The sequence below is a fragment of the Dermacoccus barathri genome (genome assembly GCF_015070805.1).
Lineage (GTDB): Bacteria > Actinomycetota > Actinomycetes > Actinomycetales > Dermatophilaceae > Dermacoccus > Dermacoccus abyssi.
The window spans coordinates 27507-49162 of the sequence record NZ_JADCTK010000008.1; the positions used below are offsets into that span (position 1 = coordinate 27507).

24 protein-coding genes are annotated in these 21656 nt (G+C 68.5%); 10 read left to right on the forward strand and 14 right to left on the reverse strand.

The genetic code is table 11. The annotated features are described in order from the left end of the window. The first annotated feature begins 46 nt into the window (after positions 1-46). Both IM689_RS13475 and IM689_RS13480 read left to right on the forward strand, forming a co-directional pair. Positions 47-571, forward strand: a complete 525-nt coding sequence (locus IM689_RS13475; RefSeq protein WP_193644388.1) for a type 1 glutamine amidotransferase domain-containing protein — start codon at positions 47-49, stop codon at positions 569-571. A 57-nt stretch (positions 572-628) separates the two neighbouring features. Next, positions 629-1348: an HAD family hydrolase gene (locus tag IM689_RS13480; protein ID WP_193644389.1), complete on the forward strand. Its 720-nt coding sequence runs from the start codon at positions 629-631 to the stop codon at positions 1346-1348. Here the strand turns inward: IM689_RS13480 and IM689_RS13485 are convergent. Further along, on the reverse strand, positions 1315-1737 hold the full coding sequence (locus IM689_RS13485) for an NUDIX hydrolase (protein WP_129666356.1): 423 nt from the start codon (positions 1735-1737) through the stop codon (positions 1315-1317). The two genes, IM689_RS13480 and IM689_RS13485, sit on opposite strands and share 34 nt — an antisense overlap. A 30-nt stretch (positions 1738-1767) precedes the next feature. Between IM689_RS13485 and IM689_RS13490 the strand changes: the two genes are divergently transcribed. The 3 genes from IM689_RS13490 (at position 1768) to IM689_RS13500 (ending at position 4437) form a co-directional block, all read left to right on the forward strand. After that, positions 1768-2091, forward strand: a complete 324-nt coding sequence (locus IM689_RS13490; protein WP_193644390.1) for a hypothetical protein — start codon at positions 1768-1770, stop codon at positions 2089-2091. A gap of 52 nt (positions 2092-2143) precedes the next feature. Next, positions 2144-2956 carry an alpha/beta hydrolase gene (locus IM689_RS13495; protein WP_319803897.1) on the forward strand — a complete coding sequence of 271 codons (813 nt, stop codon included), beginning with the start codon at positions 2144-2146 and terminating at the stop codon, positions 2954-2956. Positions 2957-3114: 158 nt separating this feature from the next. After that, on the forward strand, positions 3115-4437 hold the full coding sequence (locus IM689_RS13500) for a YncE family protein (protein WP_193644391.1): 1323 nt from the start codon (positions 3115-3117) through the stop codon (positions 4435-4437). 80 nt (positions 4438-4517) lie between these two features. Here IM689_RS13500 and IM689_RS13505 read toward each other — a convergent pair whose 3' ends face one another. Continuing rightward, positions 4518-5564 (reverse strand): DUF2332 domain-containing protein, encoded by a 1047-nt coding sequence (locus IM689_RS13505; RefSeq protein WP_193644392.1) that lies wholly within the window; start codon positions 5562-5564, stop codon positions 4518-4520. Positions 5565-6057: 493 nt separating this feature from the next. After that, positions 6058-6222 (reverse strand): hypothetical protein, encoded by a 165-nt coding sequence (locus IM689_RS14805; protein ID WP_227484867.1) that lies wholly within the window; start codon positions 6220-6222, stop codon positions 6058-6060. On the opposite strand from IM689_RS14805, the gene IM689_RS14810 reads away from it, so the two are divergent. After that, positions 6221-6781 (forward strand): biliverdin-producing heme oxygenase, encoded by a 561-nt coding sequence (locus IM689_RS14810; protein WP_264674293.1) that lies wholly within the window; start codon positions 6221-6223, stop codon positions 6779-6781. The two genes, IM689_RS14805 and IM689_RS14810, sit on opposite strands and share 2 nt — an antisense overlap. Positions 6782-6871: 90 nt before the next feature. On the opposite strand, the gene IM689_RS13515 is transcribed toward IM689_RS14810, so the two are convergent. Continuing rightward, entirely contained in the window at positions 6872-7519 is a 648-nt protein-coding gene (locus IM689_RS13515; RefSeq protein WP_227484868.1) for a pyridoxamine 5'-phosphate oxidase family protein, read from the reverse strand. A gap of 86 nt (positions 7520-7605) precedes the next feature. Here IM689_RS13515 and IM689_RS13520 point away from each other — a divergent pair, with 86 nt between their 5' ends. Further along, positions 7606-8142 (forward strand): GNAT family N-acetyltransferase, encoded by a 537-nt coding sequence (locus tag IM689_RS13520; RefSeq protein ID WP_193644393.1) that lies wholly within the window; start codon positions 7606-7608, stop codon positions 8140-8142. 366 nt (positions 8143-8508) lie between these two features. Beyond that, on the forward strand, positions 8509-8691 hold the full coding sequence (locus IM689_RS13525; protein ID WP_193644394.1) for a hypothetical protein: 183 nt from the start codon (positions 8509-8511) through the stop codon (positions 8689-8691). A gap of 116 nt (positions 8692-8807) precedes the next feature. Here the strand turns inward: IM689_RS13525 and IM689_RS13530 are convergent, their stop codons facing one another. Genes IM689_RS13530 through IM689_RS13565 form a run of 8 tightly spaced genes read right to left on the reverse strand, consistent with a single transcriptional unit; the run spans position 8808 to position 17595 of the window. Continuing rightward, a complete protein-coding gene (locus IM689_RS13530) occupies positions 8808-9269 on the reverse strand; it encodes a ribose-5-phosphate isomerase (protein WP_193644395.1) in 462 nt (153 codons plus the stop codon). Between the two features lie 3 nt (positions 9270-9272). Then, positions 9273-11006 carry a dihydroxyacetone kinase family protein gene (locus IM689_RS13535; protein ID WP_193644396.1) on the reverse strand — a complete coding sequence of 578 codons (1734 nt, stop codon included), beginning with the start codon at positions 11004-11006 and terminating at the stop codon, positions 9273-9275. A 10-nt stretch (positions 11007-11016) separates the two neighbouring features. Beyond that, positions 11017-12144: an ABC transporter ATP-binding protein gene (locus tag IM689_RS13540; RefSeq protein WP_193644397.1), complete on the reverse strand. Its 1128-nt coding sequence runs from the start codon at positions 12142-12144 to the stop codon at positions 11017-11019. Further along, on the reverse strand, positions 12141-13283 hold the full coding sequence (locus tag IM689_RS13545; RefSeq protein ID WP_193644398.1) for an ABC transporter ATP-binding protein: 1143 nt from the start codon (positions 13281-13283) through the stop codon (positions 12141-12143). The genes IM689_RS13540 and IM689_RS13545 overlap by 4 nt, the downstream gene beginning before the upstream one ends. Next, positions 13283-14149: a carbohydrate ABC transporter permease gene (locus tag IM689_RS13550; protein ID WP_193644399.1), complete on the reverse strand. Its 867-nt coding sequence runs from the start codon at positions 14147-14149 to the stop codon at positions 13283-13285. The genes IM689_RS13545 and IM689_RS13550 overlap by 1 nt, the downstream gene beginning before the upstream one ends. A 1-nt stretch (position 14150) precedes the next feature. Then, positions 14151-15071, reverse strand: a complete 921-nt coding sequence (locus IM689_RS13555; RefSeq protein WP_193644400.1) for a carbohydrate ABC transporter permease — start codon at positions 15069-15071, stop codon at positions 14151-14153. Beyond that, positions 15068-16477 (reverse strand): extracellular solute-binding protein, encoded by a 1410-nt coding sequence (locus IM689_RS13560; RefSeq protein ID WP_227484869.1) that lies wholly within the window; start codon positions 16475-16477, stop codon positions 15068-15070. The genes IM689_RS13555 and IM689_RS13560 overlap by 4 nt, the downstream gene beginning before the upstream one ends. Further along, positions 16474-17595, reverse strand: a complete 1122-nt coding sequence (locus IM689_RS13565; protein ID WP_193644401.1) for an alcohol dehydrogenase catalytic domain-containing protein — start codon at positions 17593-17595, stop codon at positions 16474-16476. The genes IM689_RS13560 and IM689_RS13565 overlap by 4 nt, the downstream gene beginning before the upstream one ends. Positions 17596-17799: 204 nt before the next feature. Between IM689_RS13565 and IM689_RS13570 the strand changes: the two genes are divergently transcribed. After that, the gene (locus IM689_RS13570) at positions 17800-18759 is read left to right on the forward strand and encodes a sugar-binding transcriptional regulator (protein ID WP_319803898.1); all 960 of its coding nucleotides are present in this window, start codon (positions 17800-17802) and stop codon (positions 18757-18759) included. Beyond that, on the forward strand, positions 18756-19529 hold the full coding sequence (locus tag IM689_RS13575) for an SDR family NAD(P)-dependent oxidoreductase (protein ID WP_193644402.1): 774 nt from the start codon (positions 18756-18758) through the stop codon (positions 19527-19529). Before IM689_RS13570 ends, IM689_RS13575 begins: the two co-directional genes overlap by 4 nt. Positions 19530-19558: 29 nt before the next feature. On the opposite strand, the gene IM689_RS13580 is transcribed toward IM689_RS13575, so the two are convergent. Both IM689_RS13580 and IM689_RS13585 read right to left on the reverse strand, forming a co-directional pair. Next, positions 19559-19966, reverse strand: a complete 408-nt coding sequence (locus tag IM689_RS13580) for a hypothetical protein (protein ID WP_193644403.1) — start codon at positions 19964-19966, stop codon at positions 19559-19561. Continuing rightward, positions 19963-21441, reverse strand: a complete 1479-nt coding sequence (locus IM689_RS13585) for an FGGY-family carbohydrate kinase (protein WP_193644404.1) — start codon at positions 21439-21441, stop codon at positions 19963-19965. The genes IM689_RS13580 and IM689_RS13585 overlap by 4 nt, the downstream gene beginning before the upstream one ends. Positions 21442-21656: the final 215 nt, after the last annotated feature.

Below are 21656 nucleotides of genomic sequence, written 5' to 3' on the forward strand. Positions count from 1 at the left end.
CGTGCGGGCGTTGGAGTGCCCCGCACTGTCCAATTACGTTGGAGACATGGCAAAGATCGCTTTTCTCACCGCATCCGAAGGCATCGAAAAGGTCGAGCTGACCGAGCCCTGGAAGGCCGTCACCGACACCGGTTTCACCGCCGAACTGCTCTCTCCCGAGAGCGGCGAGGTGCAGCTGTTCAACCACCTCGACAAGGCTGACACGCAGAAGGTCGACGTCGAGGTGTCGAAGGCGAACGTCGACGACTACGCCGCGCTCGTGCTGCCCGGCGGCGTCGCCAACCCTGACGCGCTGCGCCTCGACGAGGACGCCGTCACCTTCGTCAAGAACTTCGTGGCGTCGGGCAAGCCGGTCGCCGCGATCTGTCACGCACCGTGGGTGCTCGTCGAGGCCGACGTCGTGCGCGGCAAGCGCCTCGCGTCGTTCCCGAGCTTGCAGACCGACATCCGCAACGCCGGCGGCGAGTGGGTCGACGAGACGGTCGTCGTCGACGGCAACCTCATCACGAGCCGCAACCCCGACGACCTGCCCGCGTTCAACAAGGCCATCCTCGACGCGGTCAAGGCCTAGGCCTGACTCCGCGCTGCGAACCCTGACGACGTCGGTGCCACCCGCTACTGTCGCGGTGTGCGCGCCGGCGTCGTCGTTTTCGACCTCGACGGCACTCTCGTCGACCACGAGGGCGCCGTCGTTCGTGCGCTGCACGACTGGCTCCCCCGTATCGGAGTAGCCCCCGACGCGGTACCCCCGCTCGTCAGCAGTTGGTTCGCCACCGAGGAGCGGCACTTCGCCTCATGGCGCTCCGGCGAGATCAGTTTCGCCGAGCAACGCCGTCGGCGACTGCGCGACGTGCTTCCCCTCATCGGACGCTCCGTCCCCGACGACGCCGAGTTGGATCGGATCTTCGAGGACTTCCTCCACGCCTACGAGCGCGGATGGCGCGCCTTCGACGACGCCATGCCCTGCCTCGACACCCTTGCCGCCCACGGCCTCCGCCTCGCCGTCCTGACCAACGGCACGGAACTGCAGCAGACGGAGAAGCTGCGACGCACGGGCCTCGACGGTTACGTGGAGCGCGTCTTCACCGCCGAAGGTCTTGGCGTCGCCAAGCCGCGGCCTGAGGTCTACCTCCGGGTCTGTGCCGCGCTGGGCGTGGAGCCGTCACACACGCTCCACGTCGGCGATCACCCCGACCTCGACGTGCGTGCTCCGCGAGAGGTGGGCCTGCAGGTGCTTCATCTCGACCGCCATGACACCCATCTCGAGTCGCCACGCATCAGCACCTTGCGCGATCTCCCGAGGCTTCTGGGTGGTCAGTCGAAAATCGCCGGGACGGCGTTGAACTGAAGCATTGGCGCCAGCAGGACGCCGGGCGGCGGGGTGCGCAGTTCGGCCTCGGTGAACCAGCGCAGCTCGTCGATCTCCGCCGCGACGGCAGGCACCTGCGTCAGGACGCCGCGGTAGGTGAAGACGTGCGACTCCAGTGCGTGGCCCGGCTCATTGGCGGCGTCGGACGAGAAGCGGCCGAGGGCGTCGAGGTCGTCCGGTGTGACGTCGAGCCCCAGCTCCTCGTCCACCTCGCGCGCCGCCGTGTCGATGAACTCCTCGCCCGCCTCCGGCTTCCCGCCGGGCAGCATGAACCGCTCCGTGCCGCGCTTGCGGACGGTCAAGACGCGCCCCTCGGCGTCCCGAAAGACGACGGCGGCAACCCGGATCAACAGCGAATTCGAGGACATGCACCGAGGCTATCCGGCACAGTGAAACCCATGGCCGAGCGTCCCTCCACCCCGTACCGTCCCTCCGCAGCCGAACGCGCCGAGCGTCGCACCTTCGAAGCGCTCCTCGCGCTCCCGAAGTCGGCGCGCAAACGCGCCGCAGGGCGCCCACACGTCGTCGACGGCGGCGCCCTCGACCCCGACATCGCGACCGGCCTCAAGGTGCTCGGCCGCGTCGGCGGCAAGGAACTCGACGAGCGCACCGTCGACGACGCCCGCACCGCCCTTGCCGCCGAATCCTGGATGTTCGCAGGCGAACCCGCCGACGTGGCGTCGGTCGAACAGGTGACGATCGACGGCGCAGCGCAGCGCTGACGGCGACATCCCGGCTTTCCTCTACCGCCCGAACCCCAGCCCCGTCACCGTCGTGGGCAAGCACGCCGACGCCGCCCGCACTCCCGGCACAGCCCGTCCCTGCGTCGTCTACTTCCACGGCGGCGGCTGGGTGCTCGGATCAGCGCAGACCCACGACGCCGTGGCCCGCGCCCTGTGCGCCGACGGCGAGGTCATCGTCCTCAACGTCGACTACCGCCGCGCCCCCGAACACGTCTTCCCCGCCGCGGTCGACGACGCCGTCGCCGCCTTCCGGTGGGCCCACGCCAACGCCGAACGCCTCGGCATCGACCCGGAGCGCATCGCCGTGGCGGGCGACTCCGCGGGCGGCAACCTCTCCGCCGTCGTCGCCCAGGAAACGACGCGCGACGGTGGCCCCAAGCCCGCCCTGCAGATGCTCTTCGTGCCCGTCACAGACCTCACGCTGCCGCGCTCCGACAGCTATGAACGCTTCTCCAGCGGCTACTTCCTCACCCGCGCCAACATGGACTGGTACGAGGCCACCTACCTCACCGGCAGCCCGATGCTCGGCGGAAGCAGCGACGTCGACATCGACTCGCTACGCGCCGACCCCCGCGTCTCGCCGCTGCGCGCCACTGACCTCGACGCGCTCGTCGCCGCCGGCCTTCCCCCGGCCTACGTCGCGGTGGCCGGGTTCGACCCGCTGCGTGACGAGGGCATCGCCTACGCGCGGATGCTCGAGCGCGCCGGCGTCGCGACCACCCTGCGGGTCCACACCGACGCCGTGCACCCGTTCATCAACATCCTCGCGACGGATCTCGGGCGCCGCTGCATGGCCGAAGCGGTCGGCGCGATGCGGACGGCGCTCGGCGTCGACCCCGCCTGAGCCCACCACCTCACGGGGCAGACTTTCCTGCCGTTGGGTCGTCACAGACACTGCCCAACCGCAGGGAAGTCTGCCCAACCCGTTTCTCGGACGCTCCGCGGCCAGGGGGCATCACCCCATAGTGAGAACGGTTTTCATTATGAGTTAGTGTTCTATCCATGAACACCACAACGTATCTGCGCGCACTCGCCCTGACAGCCACCGCAGCCGTCGCCCTCTCCGCCTGCGGCAACTCGACCTCGTCCGCCGGGTCGTCGAAAACCTCGACGCCGTCATCGACCACCGCGACGGCGCCCGTCGGCAGCAACGAGAAGGAGGCCGCCACCGTCAACCCGCGCGTGCTCCTCTCGCACGACCAGGGCCTCACGCTGCTCGACGCCGAGACCGGCAAGACGCTCAAGGAGACGAAGAAGCCTGGCTTCCTGCGCCTGTCGAACGCCGGGGACGGTCGGCACGTCATGGTGAGCGACGCCGACGTCTTCCGCGTCTTCGACATGGGCATCAGCAGCCAGCCGCACGGCGACCACACGCACAACTACACGTACGAGCCCGGCCTCGCCGAGCGGACGTTTGCCGCGCCGAAGGCCGGCCACGTCGTGCCACACGCCGGCAAGGTGTCGCTGTTCTCCGACGGCGCGGGCACGATCCAGACGCTCGACGCAGACCAGGTCGGCTCGAAGACCGTCGAACCGCACACGGCGAAGACGAAGGCCCCGCACCACGGTGTCGCCATCGCGCTGCCCGACGGCACGATGGTGCACACCGAAGGCACGAAGGACGCGCGCAAGAGCATCGTCGCGACGAAGAACGGCAAGGAGATCGCCCGCACCGACGACTGCGAGGGGGTCCACGGCGAGGCGGCACCGCACTCCGAGGGCGACGACGCCGCCGTGTTCGGCTGCGAGAGCGGCCCCGTCGTCTACCGCGACGGCGACTTCCACAAGGTGAAGGTGAGCGGGTACGTGCGCAACGGCAACCTGGCCGGCTCGCACGAGTCGCCCATCGTGCTCGGCGACCACAAGACGAAGAAGATCGACGACGAGAACGCCGAGGCCGAGCACCCGACGAAGGTGGCGCTCATCGACTCGCGCAACGGTTCACTCACCACGGTCGAGCTGGGCTCGTCGTACTGGTTCCGCTCCCTCGCGCGCGGCCCGGAGGGTGGGGGGCTCGTGCTGACGTACGACGGCAAGGTCAACGTCATCGACGTCGAGACCGGCAAGGTGACCAAGCGCATCGACGCGATCAAGCCCTGGAAGGAGAAGAAGGACTGGCAGGAGCCCGGCCCGACCATCAAGGTCGCCGGCGACAAGGCCTACGTCACGGACGCGGAGAACAAGGAACTCGTTGTCATCGACCTCGAGAGCGGCAAGGTCGCCAAGCGCATCTCGCTCGCGAACACTCCGGTCGAGATGGCTGTAGTCGACGGTGTCGCCGAGGCGCCGGCCCACAAGGAAGCACACGAGGGCCACGCGCACTGACGGGCGGCGCCGGCCGGTGATCCGTCCGCTGGCTCGGGACGAACTGGAGTCGTCCCGAGCCGGCGGCGGTCACCTGGCACTCACCCAGCGAGGGACTCGATGGCCTGACCGTGCGGCCCGACGAGGGCGCGGGCGACCCCGTCGACCGCAAGAACGAAGCGCCCCGCCGGCACCTCAACGCCCTCCGGCACCGTCACCGCAATGCCTGGCATGACGCCCGGGCCCTCGTTACTGATCCACGTGAAACCACCGGCTCGCGAGCCGAGTTCACCCATCCGACGGGTGAACTCGGCTCGCGTCGTCTCGTCGGTGTAGGCGAGCACGGCGGAATGGAAAAGGACGAGATGCAGGTCGCTCGGCACGTCAGCGAGCAGAGCGTCGAGGTCGGCGACGACGTCGCCCCGGATGACGTGGGGCCAGTCGTCGGGGTGCGTCGCGAGGTGATCTTGGACCGTCGCGATGCAGCCGCGTAGCCGGTCGGCCCGCTCCCTCTGACCGGGCCAGACGAGCGCCTCCAGCCAGCGAGCGTTGTCGCGGGCGCCGTCCGAATCGGTGAGCACGTCGAGCGGGTTGAGGTCGAGCCCGCCGCGCCAGGCAACCTGGGGAATGTCGGCGGGGAGTGCTCGGCGCTCAACGCCTTCGCCCGTCACCGTCGTCACGAGTTCGGGCGAGCCGTCCCCGACGACGATCTCGCCGCCAGAGGTCCGAAACCGGTAGGAGTAAAGGTCAGGGAAGAGCGCCAGTCCCGCCGAGCACCCCACCTCGACCAGCGCGACGGGACGGCCACGTGCCGCCTCGGCGACGAACGGCAGCAACATCGCACATCGCCCCGCCTCGTTCGTCTGGGTAGCGCGCTCCCGGGCGACAGCTTCGACCTCACCCCAGTGCTGCGTCAGCCACGTGCCGAACGCCCCGGCGTCGTCGTCGGGGGCGCCGAGGAAGCGGGCCGCCCCGAGCACGAGGTTGGGCTGGCGCTTCGCCGGCGGCAGGGTCGAGATCCGCTCGAGGAGGGCGTCGTCAGCAGCGATGAGAGCGCACACGTCCTCGTAGAACGGCGAGTTACCGCGCGCCTCACGCTCACCGAAGCGGGTGTAGGCCTCCCTGACGTCGGCCTCCAGCCCCGTCATGGCGGCACCATTCCGGCCAGGTCTTTGGGTGCCACCCAGCACCCCGTCGTTCGCTCGCTCGCCCATTTGCGAACCTCCTTCGTCCGCTTCATCGTGCGCCTCGCATCGAGCGTCCGCGCAGCACCGCGAACCGAGAAAACGAGCGTTCTTGCCGCGCGAGCAACGGCCTGCGAGCCCAAACACATCTGGCTACGTCCGGCGATCTGGCTGCGACATATCGCAACCACATCACCAGAACGTAGCCAAATGTCGGTCATGCCCAGACGGTCAGGTGTCAGGCACGACTCGTGAGGAGAAGCCCTTCGATCAGCGGCGCGTGCGCACGAAGGCCGCACCGCCGGCCAGGAGCGCAGCTCCGAGCGCAGCGAAGATGCCGTAGGTCGTCGCGTTCGAGCCACCCTCGTAGTCGGTCTGGACCATCGGGCCGGTCGTGGTCTCACCGGACGTCGGCTCGGCCGTGGGAGCCGTCGGCTCGCCGGTCGGCTGCGTGGGCTCAGCCGTCGGGGCAGTCGGCTCGCTCGTCGGGGCCGTGGGCTCCGAGGTGGGCGCCGTGGGCTCGGACGTGGGAGCGGTGGGCTCGCTCGTCGGCGTGGTCGGCTCCGAGGTGGCGCACCGGCTCCCGCCAGGAGCACGAGCAGGCGGAGGGCTCCGACTTCATGACGGAGCTGCTCGCCGGGCGCATGAGCCCGCAGGGCTACACGCACTACCTCGCGATGATGCGTGAGGTCTACGTCGCGCTCGAGACGGTGGGCGACGAGTTGGCCTCGACGCCGGCGGGACGCGCCGTCGTCGACGAGCGGCTCATGCGCCTGCCCGCCCTCGACGCCGACCTCGCCTACTGGGCGCGCGGCGAGAAGGTGGCCATCGAAAGCCCCGCCGTGGCGGCGTACGTGGCAGCCATCGAGGCGACGCGTGACGACAGCGACCTCTACGTCGCGCACCACTACACGCGATACCTCGGCGACCTCTCGGGTGGCCAGGCGATCGGACGCATCCTGTCGCGGGCGTTCGACCTCACCGACGGCCAGGGCGTGGCGTTCTACGACTTCTCGGCCGTCGGCAAGCCGAAGCCCTACAAGGACGGCTACCGCGAGCGCCTCGACGCGATGGGGCTCTCCCCCGAAGCGGCCGAGCGGGTGCTCGCCGAGGTGAAGCGCGCGTTCGACCTCAACAGCGCGATCTTCGCCGAGCTGACGCGGATGTACGTGCGGGGCTGACCCTCGCGCATCCGGTGCAGTTCTGTGGATCTGGCCGCGATACATCGCCGCCAGATCCACAGAAGTTACCTAGCCTGAGAGGGACGGCCGTCAGGCGCCGCGTTCGAGCTCCGCGACGCGCGCCTCAAGCTCCTTGATGCGGGCGTTCGCGGCGATGAGGTCGTCGCGGTAGGGCGCGATCATGCGGTCGACGGCCTCGCGCTCGAAGCGCGGCACGATGTACTTGCGGCAGTTCATGTCGAACGCCTCGACGTCGACGACGATACTGCGCCGACTCGGGCTCTTGATGCGCCCGCCGGGCACGTCGAGCAAACGCTCGTGGAGGTCGGGGTCCTCCTCGGCGGCGATGACGCGGGCCGTCCCGAACACCTTGAGCCGGGTGCGCGTCGGGTAGTCGACGAAGAACATCGCCACCCGGCCGCCTGCGTCGATGTTGCCGGTACTGACGAACTGTTCGTTGCCGTCGAAGTCGGCGAAAGCGAGCGTGTGGTCGTCGAGCACGTGAACGAATCCGCGTGGGCCGCCGCGGTGTTGGAGGTACGGCCAGCCGCTCGGCGTCACCGTGGCGAGGTAGAAGTGGCGCTGCTTTGCGATGAGGCCGCGGTGCTCGGACGCGAGCCGCATCGGCTCCCCGTCGTCGTGATCGCCGCCGTTCTCGTACGCGATGTGACTGTTGACGGCCTCCTGCCGCGCGCGGGCCTGCGGGCCGAAGGCAAGTTCTGCGTACCGACTGGGCATGCCGCCATCGTCTCGCGAACCGGTGTGTCTGAACGACCGCGAAATCCGGGTGTCGATGACTACCGGCCCGGGGCAGACTGGCAGCCATGGTGCCCGACCATGTCCCGACCCTGGAGAGCGATCGCGTGCGCCTGCGGGCGTGGCGCCTCGAGGATGCGCCCGTCGTTCAGGCCGTAGCGGACGACCCGCTCGTCCCCCTCATCACGAGCGTGCCCACGTCGGGCACGCTCGACGACGCCGAGGCCTTCGTCCGTCGTCAGCAAGGACGCTTGGACGAAGGCTCCGGCTACGCGTTCGCCATCGCCCTGGCCGACACCGACGAAGCCTGCGGGCACATCGGGCTGTGGACGCGCCATCTCGACGACGGACGGGCGACGCTCGGCTACTGGCTCGCGCCGGCGCATCGTCGTCGCGGACTACTCACGGAAGCCCTTGCCGCCCTGTGCGAATGGGCGCTGACCTTCGACGAGATCACGCGGCTCGACCTGTTCGTCGAGCCCTGGAACGAGGGCTCGTGGCGCGCAGCGGAAGCGTGCGGCTTCGAGCGTGAGGGGCTGCTGCGCAACTGGCAGCGCGTCGGTGACGAGCCGAAGGACATGTACGTTTACGCACGCACTCGCTGAGCAGTGTCCTCGTGCGATCGAACCTGTGCCGTGCGACCGCGACGACCATGCGGCACGCGATGCCGAAAGTCGCCCGACGTGCGCCGCCGTCAGCAGCGCCATCCTGTGTACCTCGTGGCGCTGGGTAACACCTGCCTCGCTTCCCTCTTCGTGGCGTTGGGTTAACGCCGACCTCGCGTCGTGTGGTTGACTCAGGAGTAGAGCGAGCAGCCGATGACGCACTCAGCGCCGGCGACTTCTCCGCTCACGATCCCCTTTCCGCGCCCCGCGCGACTCCCGGATCACCCCTCACATCACCGCTGGGCAACCACGCGTACCGCGAACTCGCGACGCCGCGACTGCCCGGCCCTTTCGAAGGACTTCCAGATGACCGTCGTCAACCCGTTCAGCCTCGCCACCACGACCGCAGCCGAGACGTCGGCCGTCACGACCGAAGCACGCGAGAGCGCCCCCGCCCCTGTCACGCCGTACGACGCACTGTGCACCGACACCACACGCCCGGCGGCCTTCACGATGACGTTCCGCGAGCCCACGACCGCTGCCGCCTGATCGCGAGCCCAGAACTGCACATACTCTCCAGTAACGTCCCGTGCGACGGTGCGTTACTGGAGAGTACGTGCAGTTGGGGCAACTGCCCTCGAGCGGTTGGGTGTAACTAGGGCGGGTCAGTTCTGCTCGTACTCGCCGATCGCCGCGACCTTCTCGGCTGACGCCGACGACGAATCGAACTCGTACCCGATCCACTCCTTCGCCAGGCGGCGAGCCAACTCGACACCGATGACGCGCTGACCCATGCACAACACCTGCGCATCGTTGCTCAGCACCGAACGCTCCACCGAGAACGAGTCGTGCGCCGTCACCGCGCGAATGCCCGGCACCTTATTCGCCGAGATCGCAACGCCCAGACCCGTCCCGCAAATGAGAATCGCGCGGTCGGCCTCGCCGGCTGCGACCTTGCGGGCCGCGTCCACCGCAACGTGCGGATAGGCCGTCTCGTCGCCGCTCGGGACGCCCACGTCAACGACCGACGCGACGCGCGGGTCGGCCTCGAGGTCGGCCTTGATCCGGTCGCGGTACTCGACGCCGGCGGAGTCGCATCCGACGACCAGTCGCAGTCCGTCACTCATCGTTCAGTCCTTTCCTGCGGCGAGGTACTCGCCGACCGTCGTCATGCACATCGCGAACGAGATGGCGCCCGCGTCGGGCGTGCCCACGCTCTTCTTCGCGAGCGGGCGCGCGCGCCCGACCTTGGGTCGTAGCTGGGCCGTCTCGTCGGCCGCCTTCGTCGCCACCTCGGCAGCGCTGGCCCAGGCCGCGGCGAGCGAAGCGCCGCGGTCGACCTCGGAGCGCAGGGTCTCGACGAAGGGGGTGAGGGCGTCGACCATCGTCTTGTCCCCGAGGCTCGCCTTGCCGAGCGACGTCAGCGTGTCGAGGAAGGCCTGAACCGCCTCGACCGTGTCGCCGTCGGTGTAGCTCTCACGCGTGTCGCCGAGCGAGGCGCCGAACGCCTTGAGCGCCTGGCCCCACAGCACGCCGGACGTGCCGCCGGCCTTCGCCGCCCACGCCTCACCGGCGCGAGCGAGGAGGGTTTCGACACCGGCACCGTCACCACTGACGCCGCGCGCAGCCTCGACGGCCGCGTTGACGCCCTTGACCATGCCGCGCCCGTGGTCGCCGTCACCGGCCACCGCGTCGATACGACCCAGCTCGGCCTCGGCGTCGGCGATCGTGGCTGCCATCACCTCGAGGGCACCGAGCACCTGCGTCGCGGTCTTCTGCGAAGCGGGCGAGCCCTCGGCGAACGTCGTGGCCTCCGAGACGGCGGCGAGATCCTCCGCCGAGCGAGCCGGAGCGTCCGACGCGCCCTCGAGGCCACCCTTCTTGTAGGCCGGGGTGTCCGCACCGGCGCGCCAGTACGTCTCGAGTTCGTCGTCGAGGTAGACAAGCGTGAGCGAGATGCCTGCCATGTCGAGGCTCGTCACGAGCTCACCGACCTCGGGATCGACGACCTCGAGACCCAGCTCGTCGAGACGTCGGGCCACGCGGCCCCACACGACGAACAGTTCCTCGTACTTCGTCGCGCCGAGACCGTTGAGGATGGCGCCCACCTTCGGGCCGGCGTCGTCCGGCTTCTCCGCGATGACGCGGTCGACGAGCAGGTCGGCCAGGTCGCTCGCGCTGGGCAGCTTCTCCTCGGCGATGCCGGGCTCGCCGTGAATGCCGAGACCGACGCCCATCATGCCCTCGGGCACGGTGAACAGCGGTTCGGTGGCACCGGGCATGGTGCACCCGGCCAGGCCGACACCCATGGTGCGGGTGCGCTCGTTCGCCCGGACGGCGATGCGCTCGACCTCGTCGAGGCTGAGCCCCGCCTCCGCGGCGGCCGAGGCCGCCTTGAAGACGACGAAGTCGCCCGCGATGCCGCGGCGCTTGTGGGCGTCCTCGACAGGAGCGGAGGCCACGTCGTCGGTGACGTAGACGTTGCGCGTGTCGATGCCCTCGGCCACGAGCTTGTCCTTGGCGAGGTTGAAGTTCATGACGTCACCGGCGTAGTTGCCGGTCGAGAACAGCACCCCACCCCCGCCGTCGGCGGCCTTCGCGACGCGGTAGGCGTCGTCCGTCGACGGCGAGGTGAAGATGTTGCCCACGACGGCTCCGTCGGCGAAGCCGGGGCCGACGACGCCGCAGAAGGCCGGGTAGTGCCCCGAGCCTCCCCCGACGACGACGGCAACCTTGCCCGGCTTCGTCTCCTGGGCGCGCACGACGCCGCCCGAGACCTTCGCGACGTACCGCGCATTGGCGAGGACGAACCCGTCGAGCGCGTCCTCCATGAACGTGCTGGGGTCGTTGAAGAGCTTGGTCATCGTCGTCTCCTCAGCGAACCCGGTCGCCGGACTCGGCGTTGAACAGGTAGACACGCGCGGGCGGCGCGGCGAAGACCACCGTGTCGCCCGGCTCGTACTTCTCCTCGGCGGGCGTCTGCACGAGAGCGCGCTTGGCCGTGCCGCGCACCTCGACGGAGGCCTGACCGAACTCGAGCAGATCCTCGAAGACGACGACGTCGGAGACGAGGCCGCTCTCGACGCCCGTGCGGCAGTCGGAGGGCCGGATGCCGACCGTCACCTTCTGACCGTTCGTGGCGCTCTCGACGGTGGTTTCGACCATGCCCTCGCCGACCTTGGCGAAGACCTTCCCGTCCCGCACGACGGCTTCGCCGTCGAACAGGTTGATGCTCGGCTCACCGACGAAGTCGGCGACGAACAGGTTGGCCGGGTTGTCGAAGATCTCGTCCGGGGTGTCGAACTGCTGGATGATGCCGCCGTTCATCACGGCGATACGGTCCGAGAGGCTCATCGCCTCGAGCTGGTCGTGCGTGACGACGATCGTCGTGTAGCCGAACTCGCGCTGCAGCAGCTTGAGTTCGCGACGCACCCGCTGGCGGGCCGAGGCGTCGAGGTGACCGAGCGGCTCGTCGAGCAGCAGCACCGGGGGCTTACGGATGAGCGCGCGAGCCAGGGCTACACGCTGCTTCTGACCGGAGCTGAGCGACGCCGGACGCATCGGCAGGAGGTCCTCCATGTCGAGGCGCTTGGCGATCGCTTCGGCCTGCTCGTCGGCGTTCGGCTCCTTGCGAGCCTTGAGGCCGTAGGCGAGGTTCTCCTTGATGTTGAGCGGCGGGTAGAGCGCGTAGGACTCGAAACCGACACCGACGTTGCGCTTGCCCGGGGGCAGGTCGTTGATGCGCGTGTCACCGATGCGGATGTCGCCGGACGTCACCGTCTCGAGCCCGGCGATCATGCGCAGCGTCGTCGTCTTGCCGCAGCCGGACGGGCCGAGCAGCGAGATGAGTTCGCCCGGGCGGATGTCCATGTTCATGCCCTTGACGGCTTCGAACGTCTCACGGCCACGCGAGGCGTAGACCTTGCGGACGTTGTCGATCGTCAGGCCGAGGGGCTCGCCCTGAGCGGGCCCTGCGTTCTTGGAGCGGGCGGGCGTGCTCATCGCTTCTCCTCGCGCATGTCGGCGCCGGCGGCAGAGCCGATCCGGAGCGAGTCGTCGCGGTTCTCCGCGGCCTTGAAAACGTGGATGTTGGACAAGTCGATCGCGACGTCGACAGCCGAGCCCTCGTCGGGTGCGAGGTGAGCGGCCACCGTCGAGATGAGGTTCGGGCCGCCCGTCTCGATGTCGAGTTCGGTCTGACGCCCGAGACGCTCGGCGAGGAGCACCTTGCCCGGCACGACGACGCTGCCGGAACCGGCCTCACCGTTCGCGCCGACGACCTTGCACTCACCCGGACGCATACCGAGCAGCACGCGCTCGCCCTGGGCGATGTCGAGACCCTGAGCGACCGGGACCGAGACCTCGGTGCCGGGGATGCGGAAGGCACCGTTCTCGACGACGGCCTCGACGAGGTTCATCTCCGGCTGGCCCAGAGCACGGGCCACGAAGACGTCCTTCGGGCGACGCCACATGACGGCGGGAGCGTCGACCTGGACGAGACGCCCGTCGCGCATGACGCCGACACGGTCACCCAGGCTGAGGGCCTCCTGGTAGTCGTGCGTGACGTACAGCGTCGTCGTGTTCGACAGGCCACCGAGCGCCTTGAGCTCGGCGCGCATCGACGCGCGCAGCTTGGCGTCGAGGTGCGAGAGCGGCTCGTCGAGCAGGTAGATGTCGGCGGGGCGAACGAGCACGCGCCCGAGGGCTGTGCGCTGACGCTGACCGTTCGACAGCTCCTTCGGCAGACGGTTCAGCAGGTGGTTGATGCCGAGCGTCTTGGTGACGGTGTCGATGCGTTCCTTCTGGTCGGCCTCCGAGTAGTTACCCGTACGACCGGACTTCAGCGGCGACGCGAGGTTCTCCGCCACCGTCTTCTGCGGGTAGAGCGCGTAGCTCTCGAACGCCATGGCCACGTTGCGGTGGTAGGGCTCGACACCCGTCATGTCGGTGTCGGCGATGCTGACATCACCAGCGTCGATGTCGACGAGGCCCGCGACGGCCTTGAGCGTCGTCGTCTTGCCGGCACCCGAGGGGCCGAGGATGACGAAGAACTCGCCGTTGCCGATGTCGATCGTGAGATCGTCGACGGCCTTCTTGGCGCCGTACGTCTTGGTGACGCCGCGCAGTTCGAGGGTTCCCATCAGTTCTTCACCGCTCCGAAGGAAAGGCCCTGGACCAGGTAACGCTGGATCGTCAGAGCGAGGACGAGCGGGGGCAGTGCGCCGATGAGCGCTGCCGCCGCGGTGAGGTTGTAGTACGCCTGTCCGCCGCCGCCGAGGTACTTCGTGATGGCGACGGTGACCGTCGAGGCCTTCGTGTCGGCCAGGATCAGCGGGAAGATGTAGTTGTTCCAGGCGAAGATGAACGCGAGCAGGGCGGCCGCGGCGATGCCGGGACGCACGAGCGGCAGCGCCACCATGCGGAACGCCTTGAAGCGGGTGTACCCGTCGAGCAGGGCGGCCGACTCGAGGTCTTCGGGGAGATCCTGGAAGTACGAGCGCAGAATCCACACGACGAGTGGCATCGTGACGAGCTGGAGCACCCAGATCATGCCGAGCTTCGTGTCGAACAGGCCCACCTGGTTGTAGATGACGAACAGCGGCACGATGACCATGAGCTCGGGTGCGAAGCGGAAGCTCAGCATGTTGAACATGAGGTCCTCGGACCCGCGGAACTTCCACTTACCCGCGGCGTAGGCGGCCGGGATGCCGATGAGCAGGGAGACGAGCACCGCGCCACCACAGTTGAGCACCGAGGTGAACATGGCCGTCTTGAAGTCGACCGACGTGAGGTCGGTGCCCTTGCTCGACATGACGGTGGAGAAGTTCTCCAGCGTCGGGGAGAACGAGAAGTACGTCGACGTCTGCTCGGCCGGGGTCTTCATGGCCAGCAGGATCATCCACAGGATCGGGAACAGGGCGAACACGAACCAGGCGATGACACCCAGATCCGCGAGCACCGAGCCCGTCGTCAAACGCTTCTGACCGGGTTTCAGTTCAGCAGCCATGTCAGTCCTCCGCTCCGGCTGCGCGGCGCTGGGCCTTGCCCAGGACGCTGACGAGGTACTTCGCGGTGATGAACACGAGGATCCACAGGATGAACATGTACGTGCTACCGCGCGAGAAGTTCTGGAAGGTGATCGAGTCCTCGTAGGCACCGATCTGGAGTGTGCGCGTCGCGAGGCCGGGGCCACCCGCCGTGAGCACGTAGATGAGGTCGAACGCCTTGAGGCAGTCCATGAAGCGGAAGATGACGGCCACCAGGATGTAGGGCCACATCATCGGCAGCATGAGGCGGCGGAACATGTACCACCAGCCGGCGCCGTCGACGTCGGACGCCTCGAAGGGCTCCTTCGGCAGTGACCGGATGCCCGCGAGGACGAGGATCGCGACGAACGGCGTGTAGATCCACGCGTCGACGAGGATCGAGCTCCACAGCGCCATGTCACGGCTGAGCCAGTCGAACGAGCCGAGGCCGAACATGTGGTTGAGGACGCCGAACTGCGGGTTGAACATCAGCTTCCAGATCGTGCCGGCGATGACCGGGGCGATCATGAGCGGAAGGATGAGCACCTTCTCGAAGGTCTTGCCGATGAGGCTCGAACGGTTGAGCAGCAGCGCCACACCGACTCCGAGCACCGTCTCGACGGCCGTGGCGACGATCGCGAAGACCGCCGTGATGCGCACCGACGTCCAGAACTGCGGGTCCGAGAGCACCGACTTGAAGTTGTCGAACCACACGAGGTGGGGGTGCGGGTTGAACGCCGTGTAGTTGAGGATCGAGTAGTAGGCGCCGACGACGAACGGGTAGAGAATGCCGACGACGACGAGGACAGCGGGGATGCTCAACAGATAGGGGCGCATCTTGCGCCGGCGCTCCGAAACAGTAGGGATCGTCCCGCCCTTTCGCGCCTCACTCACGGAACTCATGCCGCATTCACCTTCGCTTCGGCCGACTTTGCGTATGTCTTGAGCCGGCTGCTGGCGTCCTCACCGGCGTAGATGTCCTGAAGCGCAACAGCCCAGTCCTGCGTCGTCTGGAAGAACGACATCTGGGGGGTGAACTGGATGGACGACGTCCCAACGACCTTCTCGAATGCCTCGAGGTAGCCGGGGAAACCGGACAGGCCCTGCTTGAAGGCCCCGTCGAACACCGACTTGCGGATCGGGTCGGCGAAGGCGCCCTGCTTGACGGCCTTCGACATCGCTTCCTTGCCGGTGGCCCACTGGATGAACAGCCACGCGGCGAGCTTCTTCTTCGACGCTGCGTTCATGGCGAGCGACCACGTCCACAGGTTGGTGTTGAAGTTGCCGTCGGGGCCTGCGGGGCCGGAGTGCCAGGCGAGGTTGCCGGCCTCCTTCGAGGCACCCGGCTTGTTCTTCGGGTAGGTGGCCGAGTCGGCATCGAAACACATCATGGCGTTGCCGTTGCCGAGGTCACGCGTGCAGTCGGGGTAGTCGTAGGTGGTCCACGACGCCGGGCCGGCCTTGCGCGCCAGCTCGATCCACTGCTTCTGGAAGGCGATGGCCGGGTCGGTGGCCATGCCCGGGACGAGCTTGCCGCCCTTGCGGTCGTAATCCTTGAGGTTCATGCGGCTGTACATCGTCATGAAGCCCGGGTGGATCGTCGACCACGACTTGGAGCCACGGAAGGCGACGCCGTACTGGTTCTTCGAGCGGTCCGTCAGGTCGACGGCCAGCTGCTGGAAGTCGTCCCACGTCTCGGCCGGCTTGATGCCCTTGGCCTTGAAGAACTTCTTGTTGTAGGCGACGACGTTGTTCTCGAAGCCCCACGGGATGGCCCACTGGCCGCCCGTGCCGAGCGGCGAGCCCAGCTTGAAGTCCCACGACGTGGCCTTGCGCAGGCCGGGGAAGATGTCCTCGAAGTCGTAGTCGGCGTTCGTCGCCGCGTCGTTGTCGACCCACGGCTTGAGGTCTTCCATCCAGCCGGGCGGGCCGTACTGCCAGATGAAGTAGGCACCCGTCATGAAGACGTCGTGCGAACCGGAACCGCCGGCGAGCTCGGTGTTGAGCTTCGTGAAGTACGAACCCTCCGGCACGAGGTCGGCGACGACCGTGATGCCCGTGAGCTGCTCGAACTCCTTGAGCAGCGGCTGGAAGCTCTGCTGGTAGGGGTGCGGCGTCTGCAGGATGTGCAGCGTCTCGCCCTTGGCACGCTTCCAGTCGAAGCTGCCGGTGACGGCGCTCGCGCCGTTCTCGTGACGCTCACCGCCACCGACGCCACAGGCGCCCAGGATCGGCACGCTCGCCAGGCCGAGGCCGGCGGCGCGCAGCATGTCACGGCGGGAGAAGTCGCGTCCGACGATGCCGCTCATGCCTGGCCGGCGTTCTGCGTGCTCGCCCCACCGGGGATGAGGCTGACCTTGATCGACTCCTTGCCGGCGCTGACGAGGTCGAGGCCCTTCTGGAAGTCCGCGAGGGGCAGCTGGTGGGTGCAGATCTCGTCCATCGGCAGCTTGCCCTCCTCGATGAGGCGGATGGCTGCGGGCCAGCAGCCCGGGCCGAGGTGGGCGCCGAGGACGTCGAGCTCCTTGTCGTCGCTGATGATCGACCAGTCGACGCTCACGTCGTCCTTGAAGACCGAGTACTCGACGAAGCGGCCGAGCTTGCGCAGGCAGTTGAGGCCCTGCAGGACGGCGCTGGGGTGGCCGGTGCCCTCGAGGTAAACGTCGGCGCCGTAGCCGCCCGTCATCTCCTTGATCTTGGCGACGGCGTCCTCGTTCGCGATGTTGATGACGGTGGTGGCGCCGGTCTTCTGCGCGAGTTCGAGCTTGCGCTCGTCCATGTCGAGCGCCACGATCTGCGCCGGGTACTTGGCGGCAGCACCGGCGATCATGCCGAGGCCGATGGGGCCACAGCCGGCGACGACGACGACGTCGGCGAACGTGATGTTCGCGCGCTCGACGGCGTGCAGCGCGCACGAGAGCGGCTCGGCGAACGCGGCGTGAGCCGGCGGGATGTCCTTGCTGATCTTGTGCACGAGCGAGCCCGGCGTCATGACCATGTACTCCTCCATGCCGCCGGGGTTGGCGCGCTTGAAGCCGTACATGTTGTGCACCGCGCACATGTGGTAGTTGCCGGTGTCGCAGTAGCGGCAGTCCCAGCAGGGCACGATCTGCTCGACGACGACGCGGTCCCCGGCCTCGACGCCCCACTCGGCGCGGGCTGCGTCGTCGAGCTCGACGATCTCGCCGGTGATCTCGTGGCCGGGCACGGCCTCGGTCTCGGCCCAGGCCGGACGGTTCTCGTCGCCCCAGAACTTGGCGGCGCCGTGGTAGCACTTCAGGTCGCTTGCACAGATGCCGACGGCCTCGACCCGGACGAGGAGTTCACCGGCGCCGCGCTTGGGCGTCGGCAGTTCCTCGAGGCGGTAGTCCTCGGGCCCGTGGCACACCACGGCCTGCATCGTTTGGGGTAGTTCAACGTTCGCCATGGTGGTTCTCCGTACTGAGTCGGCGGCACGAGGAGGGTTGTGATCCATCGCACACGCAATGCAATGCAGATCACACTAGCCGATGAAGCACGTTTGTCCAGCACATCTGTTCAGTGAATTTTTTTTCTGTGCATACGGCCCGGCAGGTGAGACGATGATGATGGAGACACCGCGCCGAGGGCGGCGTGCAGACAGGAGTCAGCAGTGAGCCAATTCGCTTCCCCACCAGGCGCTTCCGGCGCCCGGTTCTCTGACGACCTGCTCTACGCCGCTGCGCACATGTACTACTCCGAGGACGCCACGCAGGCACAGGTCGCCGAGGAGCTCGGCATGTCGCGCGCCACTGTGTCCCGTTTGCTCGCCGAGGCGCGCGCCCACGGCATCGTCACGATCGAGGTGCACCGACCGACGACGTTCGACGCGAGCGGCCTCGCCAGTGACCTGACGCAGGCGCTCGGCATCAACCGGGCGTGGATCGGCCACGGTTCCAGCGTGGTTCACGCCGGGCGGGCCCTCGCGCCGCAGGTCGGCCAGGCACTCGAAGCGGCCGAACTCCACTTCGGCGACGCATTACTCGTCTCCTCGGGTGCCTCCGTCTACGAGGCCTCCCGCTCGGAGGTGCCGACGCTGCCGGGCGTCGTCGTCGCGCCCACCGTCGGCGGCATGTACGAGCCCGACGCGTACTACCAGACGAACGAGATCGTGCGCCGCATGGCGATGAAGGTGCAGGGCAACGCGGAGTTCCTCTACGCCCCTGCGATGCCGGGCCCGGAGCTCGCGCCGATGCTGCGCAACGACCCGACGATCCGGCGCGTCACGGCCCTGTGGGACACCGCGTCGGTCGCACTGCTCGGCATCGGGGCGGCGCCGCGGCTGCGCACGTCGTTGCCGAGCGTCATCTCGAAGGACCGCAACACGATGGCCAATTCGGTGGGCGACATCTGCACGCGCCCCTTCGACCGCGACGGCGAACCGATCGTCTTCCCGGGCATGGAGGATCTCGTCGCCATGGACTTCGACCAGCTGCGGCGGGTGCCGCACGCCATCGCCATCGCGGCGGGCGCCGACAAGGTCGCGAGCATCCGAGCAGCGGCGAAGGCTTCCCTCTTCAACGAACTCGTCACGGACGCCGAGACGGCGCAGGCCCTTCTGGAGGACGCATGACCTCGCTCCCCACGATCGCCGTCACCGGCGCGTCACGCGGCATCGGAGCCGACATCGCCCGTCATCTCGCGGCGCAGGCGACGGCCGGTGACGCGGGCGTGCGCCTCGTCCTCACCGCGCGCACGACCGAGGCGCTCGAGGAGCTCTCCCGCGAGATCCTCGACGCGTCGTGCCCCTGCGTCGAGGTGAAGACCGTGGCGCTCGACCTGGCCGACACGGGCGCCATGGACGACGCGGCGCAGGCACTGTGGGACGCGTTCGGCCACCTCGACGGCCTCGTCAACAACGCTGGCATCTCGATCACGGGGCCGGCCGTCGAGATGAGCGCCGCTGACTGGCAGGCCGTCATCGACATGAACCTCACGTCGCCGTCCCTGCTCGCCGCGGCCGTCGGGCGGCGCATGGCCGAATGCGGCGGCGGGCGCATCGTCAACGTCTCCTCGGTCGCCGGTTCACGCGCGCTCGCGGAGCACTTCGCGTACTGCACGAGCAAGGCGGGGCTCATCATGGCGGGCAAGGTGCTCGCCACCGAGCTCGGCGGCGCCGGGGTGCGCGTGAACTCCGTGAGCCCGACGGTGGTGCTCACCGAGATGGGCACGCGGGTCTGGGGCGAGGAGGCCAAGGCCGCACCGATGCTCGCACGCATTGCGAACGGTCACTTCGCGCAGCCCGACGACGTGGCGTCGGCCGTCGCGTTCCTGCTCGGCGAGGGCGCCGAGATGATCAACGGCCACGACCTCGTCGTCGACGGCGGGTTCAGCGCGATCTGACGAGCGGCGCGATCTGACGAGCGGCGCGGTCAGCCGAGTGCCTCGGTGAGCGTGCTGACGGCCTTCTGAGCCGTGCGCTGCTTGATGAGGCCTTCCTTCGCGTGGGCTGCGATGCGGATGCGGCCTTCCGGAGTGACCTCCACCCTGACGAGGGCTGGGTTCATGTTCCCGAAGCCCGAACCAAGGACGCCGGCGAGTGTCACGGTCGGGCCGTCCTGCCGTGGCGCGGACCGGAGCAGGGCCGCGAGGCGCGCGACTGCCTCATCGACGTGCTGAGGGCCGACGTCGACCTGGGCCGTGGCCACTTCGTTCTTGAGGCGCTTCGCGCCCCACCGCGCGCCGACGGCCCCTCCGCCGAAGGGCGTACCAGCCCCCATCCCGGCAATGATCTCGGTGAGGAGAGCCTCGACCTCGGCGTCGGCGGGTTGCTGCGTCACAACTCCCCCAGCGCGTGCATCTGCTCCTTGGTCGCGGGGTAGAGCGAGTCGTAGATCGCGAAGAGCTTCTCGTAGGTCTCGCGGTGCGTCTCGTCGGGGCGGACGGTGCGATCGGCCGTGGCCCAATCGGTTTCCGGCGGCACGAGGCCGGTGCCGATGGCGGCGAGCAGGGCGTCACCGTAGGAGGCGCCGAGGGTTGTGGCGGGCACGATCTGCTCGAGGCCCGTCACGTCGCTGACGATCTGTGTCCACAGGCCACCCTGCGTTCCACCGCCGACGGCGAAGACGCGCTTCGCGGGCGTGTCGGCGTCCGACAGCATGTCGACGATCTGGCGGATGCCGCACGCGATGCCCTCGTACACGGAACGGAACATGTGCCCGCGCGTGTGCTTGAGGGTGAGACCGAGGAACATGCCGCGCGCCTCGGGGTCGAAGATGGGCGAGCGCTCGCCCGCGAAGTACGGCAGCGTGACGAGGCCGTCGGATCCGGGCGGGGTGTGGCCGGCCTCGTCGACGAGCTTCTCGAAAGGCGCGTCGCCGGTGAGCTTCTGCACCCACTGGGTGAGGGAACCCGACGTCGACATGCCTGCGGCGAGCGTGTGCGTGCCGCGTTCGACGCCGGAGGTCGTCCACAGGCCCTCGCGGATCGGCATGCCCTCGAGGAACTGGACGAAGAACAGCGTCGAGCCGTACATGAGCATGAGGTCGCCGGGCTTGCGAGCGCCGGCGCTGAAGGCCTCGGCCCACGCGTCGACGGTGCCGCACACGAGCGGCGTTCCGGCGGGGACGCCGGTCTCGCGGGCTGCGTCGTCGCTGATCTCGCCGACGACGTCACCGGGCCAGACGAGCTCCGGCAGCGGCGTGCCGGGCAATACCTTCTCGGCGAGGTCGGTGGCCCAGTCCTGCTTCGCGATGTCGTAGAGGGGGTCGCACTGGCTGGCGGTGTGGTGGTCGAGCACCCAGCGCGCGCCGAGGCGGGCGAGTACGTAGGTGTGGCAGCCGTACCAGCGGTCGTCGGCCCGGCCGTCGGTGTTGTCGACGAGCCACTTGATCTTGGGGCCGACGGCCTGGCTCGAGAGCTCCTTGCCGCACCGTTCGAGGATGGTGTCGGCGCCGAGTTGCTCGGTCATCCAGGTGATCTCGCGGGTGGCGCGCCCGTCGATGCCGTAGAGGACGGCGGGGGTCCGCGGGACGAGGTCGGCGTCGGCCTGGACGACGCACGGCCCCATGCCGCTGATGCAGACGCCCGCGATCTCGCCGACGCACTCGTCGGCCTGGGGTGCGAGTTCGCCGAGGATGTCGACGATCTCGCGGTACCAGACGGCGTCGGCGTCCATCTCGGCCCAACCGCGCTGGGGCAGCGACATCTCGTGGTCGCGTCGGGTGGAGGCGAGGATCTCCCCGTCGCTCGCCGGGTCGACGAGCACACCCTTCGTGCTGGCCGTGCCGATGTCGATACCGATGACGAGCTTCATGGCGCACCTCTCGAAGAAATCGGGGTCACACGTTCGACTTCGATCCTATGCACGCGTGCACCAGGAGCGCCCCGGCGGCCCACGGGATGGTGCAGAGGACACCCTGCTTCACCGGCCCCCCGTTCCCCTCGCGCCCCGTCACCGGCCGGGCCCCTCCTGCACGTACCCTCCAGTAACGTCTCGTGGCACGGCGCCCTACTGGAGAGTACGTGCAG